The organism is Ethanoligenens sp. (assembly GCF_047718355.1).
In the GTDB taxonomy this organism is placed as follows: Bacteria; Bacillota; Clostridia; order Oscillospirales; family Ethanoligenentaceae; genus Ethanoligenens.
Map to the genome: position 1 here is coordinate 1 of NZ_JBDNLG010000131.1, position 5,265 is coordinate 5,265.

Sequence of the window (5,265 nt, forward strand, 5' to 3'; positions counted from 1 at the left end):
CTTATATCTACTGCTGTAATTGTTATACTATTAAAATGAGGATAAAGGCAGCCGCCCAAAGATACGCTGCCCGAAACTGTTCCATGAATAACAAAGGGGATGTGTAACATGGGTGTTCAAAACGCGATGACCTCTGATTTTCTGCACGCCGCATACAGTGGAGAAAGCATGGCGCACATGCGTTATCTGTATTGGGGAAAGTCGGCAGAAAAAGAAGGGCTGTCAAACGTTGCGCGATTATTCCGTGCCATCGCGTATGCGGAACAGGTACACGCCTACAATCACTTCAGTGAAATCAACAAAGAAATAGCAGACGCCACAGTAACGGCAGGCGGCGTATTCGGCATTGGAAAAACCGTGGACAACCTGCAAGGCGCCATTAACGGTGAGCTGCATGAAGTCAACCAGATGTACCCGGTCTACCTGCACACCGCTGAATTTCAACATGAGGACGGTGCAAAAAAGTCTTTCCATTTTGCGTTGGAAGCTGAGAAGATTCATGCCACCTTGTTCAAGCAGGCGCAGGACGCCGTGCGTCAGGGCAACGATATTGCACTGACCCATATCTACATTTGCCCTGTCTGCGGGCATACAGTCATTGATGAACCGCCCGTAAACTGTCCCGTTTGCGGTGCAAAGCAAGAGCGCTATATTGTGTTCTAAAACAGTTTTGAGACAGATTCTGCATGGATGTTTTCGTGCAGAAAACAGCGGCTGCCATGTAGATACATAGCGGCCGCTGTTTTTCACTCTGGTCTTTTTGTTTTTCCCCGTTTCCACTGATTACGCAAGCCCTTGAACAAATGCATTGAAGCGCCCAATGACGTTTTCGTCTCCCACAATCAGCGCCTTATCGCCTTTTACAAATTCGTAGTACGGGCCGGGTGAAATAAGGATATGCGTGTTCTGGATAACGCCGATGATGGTCGCACCGGTATTGTGCCAAATTTCCAACTGTCCGATGCTCTTTCCAATGGCGCCGGATGTTTCAGGAATAGAAACCTCCACCGGTGAAATCAGATCGGAACGTTTATATTTATACATGTCAATGATTTTACTGGTCAGTGATATGATATCCTCATCCATTTGCTCACGTTTTGCAAACATCTGAGCCAATTCACGGCGCAGATGAGAGATACTTTCGTCATCCTGAAAACTGTTGACAAATTGGATGGCCTTTTCCTTGGACGCAACAATGATGCCGCTGCCTAAGTAAATTTCTACGACCTGTTTGTCCGCGAGGATGGACATGGCCCTGCGGATGGTCTCGGGGGAAACATGGTATTCTGTCGAAAGAATAGAGCGGCCCTTGAGCTTTTCACCTTCCGGAATCTCGCCCGAAGCAATACGGGCAGCCAAGTCCACCGCGATCTTTAAATAGCGCGGCACCGTGATCTGTGCGGAGGACGCCATGGATTTCATCACCTGTTCTTTTTATTTTGAAATAAGTACCATTATACAATAATAGGGTGCGCAATGCAAGCAACCTGCATTTCTGAAAGAGTCAAGTGTATAGGCCTAGCAAAGCAATTGCATTTGGAACACCCAGCACCTATTAGACGATTGTAAGGGTATTCTTATGATTCTGGTGGGCTGTTGATTCCTGCACAGATGTAATATAATAGGGGAGAAGAGATGCAGAAATCGAGGATACAGGAAATTTGTATCCTTGATTTAACGGATTGCAAAAAAACCGGATAATAGCAAATATCCCTCGATAAATGGCCTTAATTAGCCAAATACCAAGGGACATCATAAAATGGTGAGCCATCGGGGATTCGAACCCCGGACACCCTGATTAAAAGTCAGGTGCTCTGCCAACTGAGCTAATGGCTCAAATAAGCGGCTTGAACAGTATACCAAAAATCGACTGCGATGTCAAGAAAAAAATAAAAAAAGTAGAAAGGTGTTGGTTTTTGAAAAGCAATAACTTGCTTGCTTTGGCATTATGTGTCATGAAAAAGTTCTGCTACGTATGTAGAGAACTATGTAATAAAAGCGGTTCTTGCCGCTGGTTGGGATGGCAGGACTCGGACCTGCGGAATGACGGAGTCAAAGTCCGTTGCCTTACCACTTGGCTACATCCCAATATACAACTGCACGCGGAATATCCGCGCGCAGATCATATGCAAATGGGGTGGATAATCGGATTCGAACCGATGACCTCCAGGGCCACAACCTGGCACTCTAACCGACTGAGCTATACCCACCATAATTTTAGGCTGAACACTGTATGTCTTGCAGCCTGTCCATCTTCTGTGGCGACATTTCCTTGGTGTTTGGCATGACACAAAACATCAAGGGACACGGCTGTGGCAATTTCCCGCGTACTGGTGCGCCTGAAGAGACTTGAACTCCCGACCCACTGCTTAGAAGGCAGTTGCTCTATCCACCTGAGCTACAGGCGCGCGATAAGGTTCATCTGGCGAGTCTAACGCCAAGAACAGCGGTCAACCGCCTGTTGCCTGTGAATAAATGCTGTGAACAATCAAAAGACTTAAAAATAAGTCCGTTACTGTAGCACAGTCCTGGAGCGGGTGATGGGAATCGAACCCACACAACCAGCTTGGAAGGCTGGGATTCTACCATTGAACTACACCCGCTTATTACGCGACGATGGGTATTGTACCATATATTTTCCCACATGTCAAGGTAATCTGTACTGTAATTTTCGCAAAGTTTGTAGGACTACAATACATGCTTGACAAACCTATGGAATTTAAGTGCGCGTTCTTTGCAAATTGCACTGCAGCGTAGCCGGGTGCAACAGAAAATGCATCATGATGTAATCTTTTGACATCCGTCGTTTTTACGAACCTTCTTCTGTCCGGCTTTTCGATAACGGCTCACTTTGTGGTAAAAATCAAACACCAATTGCAAATGTAAAGGCCGGTAAGCTATAAGCTTTCCGGCCTTTATCGTCGCGGCTACATAACAAGAGCATTCCGTCACAAGCCATGCTGCGGAGCAGCCTGAGACCCGTAACAGCTCGCAGCTTCTGTCACGTTAATTTCCAGCCGGCGGCTTCTTAGCACAGTCCAACAAAAGCGACGTAGACACCTGACTGTTACAGCAGTTGCTCGTGTGTACCTCGCTGAGCAATCGGCAAACGGTGTTTACGCCAAAAAAGTAACTCAATAGTGTACTTTTTTGCGATATCCTCAAATTCGAGTGAGATTACTTTTTATATCCGCACTTGGGGCACACACCGTTCTCATTTAAGGCAATACCGCACAACGGGCAACGGTCAATTTTGTTTTTAGTCACAAATTCTTCGGAAGCCGCGTTAACACCGCTGGAAAAGGTAATCTTCGCAATGTTCAGCTTATCCTTCAGCAGATCGTAGACAATCTTGATCATACCCTCAACGGTCATGGTCTCTTTGGTCACAACCAAACGACACTCCGGATATGCAGTTGCAAGCCCCGTCTTGAAAGCAGGGCCCTTCATGGTATTGGTCGGCGCACCGTTCTTAATGCCCTGCTTTTCGTAAACATCAAGGACTGCGGGCAACAGGGGATCATCTTCTCGCAGAATCAGTGCATGGTCGAAGTTTTTGAGGACTTTCCATGCGGTTTTCTGAATTTCATTACAGGGGAAAACCATATTGACACCGGGATTAATAGAATCCTCCACCTCAATTGTCAGGATGCCAGTGTGGCCGTGCAGATACTGTGCTTCGCCTTTGAATCCATAAAATCTGTGTGCGTACTGCAGGTCTAACTTTGTGATGCTCCTCATAGTTGTTCTCCTTATTATATATTTACGGGGGATTACTATGCTCCCGTATGCGCACTAAATAATGCTTTGCCGGGATATCTGCAGTTATGCCTATGGCTTATTCTTGCATTCCGAGCAGATACCCTTGAAAACGATATCGTGTCCGGTAAATACGAACCCATGAGTATTCTTAATAGATTTCTCGATATCTGCTATATAGTCCATGTCCACATCAAAGACGCGGCCGCATTTTACACATCTTGCGTGATAATGATTGCTGCAAAGATGGTCGAAACGGTCAGCCCCGTCGGGGATTTCTCTTTTTCGAATGTCGCCCATTTCGCATAGCCGCTGCAAATTCCGATACACGGTCCCTCTGCTGATATGGGGGTGTTCCTTAATGAGTTCATCATATATCTCGTCTGCAGTCGGGTGACATTTCAGTTTGTTTACGACCTCCAGCACTAAAGTGCATTGAATGGTATTACGTCTAATCATACAATCACACTCATTTTAGCATTTGCTTCTATTTAGTATTTTATATCAATAAGGACAGTATGTCAATAGATTGGTTAAATGTTTTTATTTATTATGCACAATAATAAAAATAGAAGGCAAATGTGAAAGATGCTGATTGTATTCCGGGTGCCGGAGCATGAAGCATGGGGCAGGGCCATCGGGCGCTTACACCGTACGTTTCTCTAAAAATGATAGAATGGTGCGATAGGCATGTTAAGAAACGATGCCCTCGTTTGGGACTGTGCTCTATGGATTGCGGCGGACATCCCCAATAAATTTGCCAGAGCCACCCGGATTCGGGTTGACAAGAAAACGGCATCGTGCTATTATAACGCTGTTATATAACATCGTTATATGGAGATGAGTGTTTGAGCACGAACGATCTTTCTACTCTACGTGCTATCCAGAGCGCCGGGAAAAATGAATTTTTGAATAAAGGGTTCCACGCTGCGTCGCTGCGGGATATTGTAAAAGAGGCAGGGGTCACAACCGGAGCCTTTTACGGATATTACGCCAGCAAGGAGGAATTGTTCCGCGCCCTTGTGAGCGAGCCCGCCAACGTACTTCTTGACCGTTTTCGGGATGCGCAGAACCGGTTTGCAAACCTTCCCCACCAAGAGCAGCTCGGGCAGATGGGGAAAATCTCCGGTGAGTGCATGGACTGGATGGTAGCATATATCTATGACCATTTTGATACTTTCAAACTGATTCTGTGTAAGTCTGAGGGCACAGAGTACGAGAATTATATTGATACGATGGTAGAAATCGAAACGGCAGGAACGCACCGCTTCATCGAAGTTCAGCGCGGCCTTGGAAACGAAATCGAAGAAATAGACAGCGCACTTGAGCACCTTTTAATCAGCGGCATGTTCTCGGCCCTGGCTGAAATGGTCGTCCATGACATGCCGAAAGAGCAGGCCACCCACTTTGTTAAAGAGCTTCAGGCCTTTTATTCCGCTGGATGGAAAGAAATCATGGGGTATTAACCTCATTATTTTTAACCATAAAGTTAGTATTAGCTAACAT

Annotated in this window: 5 protein-coding genes and 5 tRNA genes; 2 read left to right on the forward strand and 8 right to left on the reverse strand. The window is 46.1% G+C overall.

What is annotated here, in order from left to right; translation table 11 throughout:
• The first annotated feature begins 108 nt into the window (after positions 1-108).
• Positions 109-663: a rubrerythrin family protein gene (locus ABF463_RS13760; RefSeq protein ID WP_415534490.1), complete on the forward strand. Its 555-nt coding sequence runs from the start codon at positions 109-111 to the stop codon at positions 661-663.
• A gap of 120 nt (positions 664-783) precedes the next feature.
• Here ABF463_RS13760 and ABF463_RS13765 read toward each other — a convergent pair whose 3' ends face one another.
• The 8 genes from ABF463_RS13765 to ABF463_RS13800 form a co-directional block, all read right to left on the reverse strand.
• On the reverse strand, positions 784-1,422 hold the full coding sequence (locus ABF463_RS13765; protein WP_415534492.1) for a TrkA C-terminal domain-containing protein: 639 nt from the start codon (positions 1,420-1,422) through the stop codon (positions 784-786).
• A 338-nt stretch (positions 1,423-1,760) separates the two neighbouring features.
• A tRNA-Lys gene (locus ABF463_RS13770) sits at positions 1,761-1,836 on the reverse strand.
• Between the two features lie 176 nt (positions 1,837-2,012).
• Positions 2,013-2,088, reverse strand: a tRNA-Gln gene (locus tag ABF463_RS13775).
• A gap of 45 nt (positions 2,089-2,133) precedes the next feature.
• Positions 2,134-2,210: transfer RNA gene (locus tag ABF463_RS13780), tRNA-His, on the reverse strand.
• A 121-nt stretch (positions 2,211-2,331) separates the two neighbouring features.
• Positions 2,332-2,408, reverse strand: a tRNA-Arg gene (locus ABF463_RS13785).
• 121 nt (positions 2,409-2,529) lie between these two features.
• Positions 2,530-2,603 (reverse strand) — tRNA-Gly (locus ABF463_RS13790).
• 574 nt (positions 2,604-3,177) lie between these two features.
• On the reverse strand, positions 3,178-3,741 hold the full coding sequence (locus ABF463_RS13795; protein WP_415534494.1) for a 6-pyruvoyl trahydropterin synthase family protein: 564 nt from the start codon (positions 3,739-3,741) through the stop codon (positions 3,178-3,180).
• Between the two features lie 90 nt (positions 3,742-3,831).
• A complete protein-coding gene (locus ABF463_RS13800; protein ID WP_415534496.1) occupies positions 3,832-4,218 on the reverse strand; it encodes a Fur family transcriptional regulator in 387 nt (128 codons plus the stop codon).
• Between the two features lie 389 nt (positions 4,219-4,607).
• Here ABF463_RS13800 and ABF463_RS13805 point away from each other — a divergent pair, with 389 nt between their 5' ends.
• Positions 4,608-5,225 (forward strand): TetR/AcrR family transcriptional regulator, encoded by a 618-nt coding sequence (locus ABF463_RS13805; RefSeq protein WP_415534498.1) that lies wholly within the window; start codon positions 4,608-4,610, stop codon positions 5,223-5,225.
• Positions 5,226-5,265 lie beyond the last annotated feature (40 nt).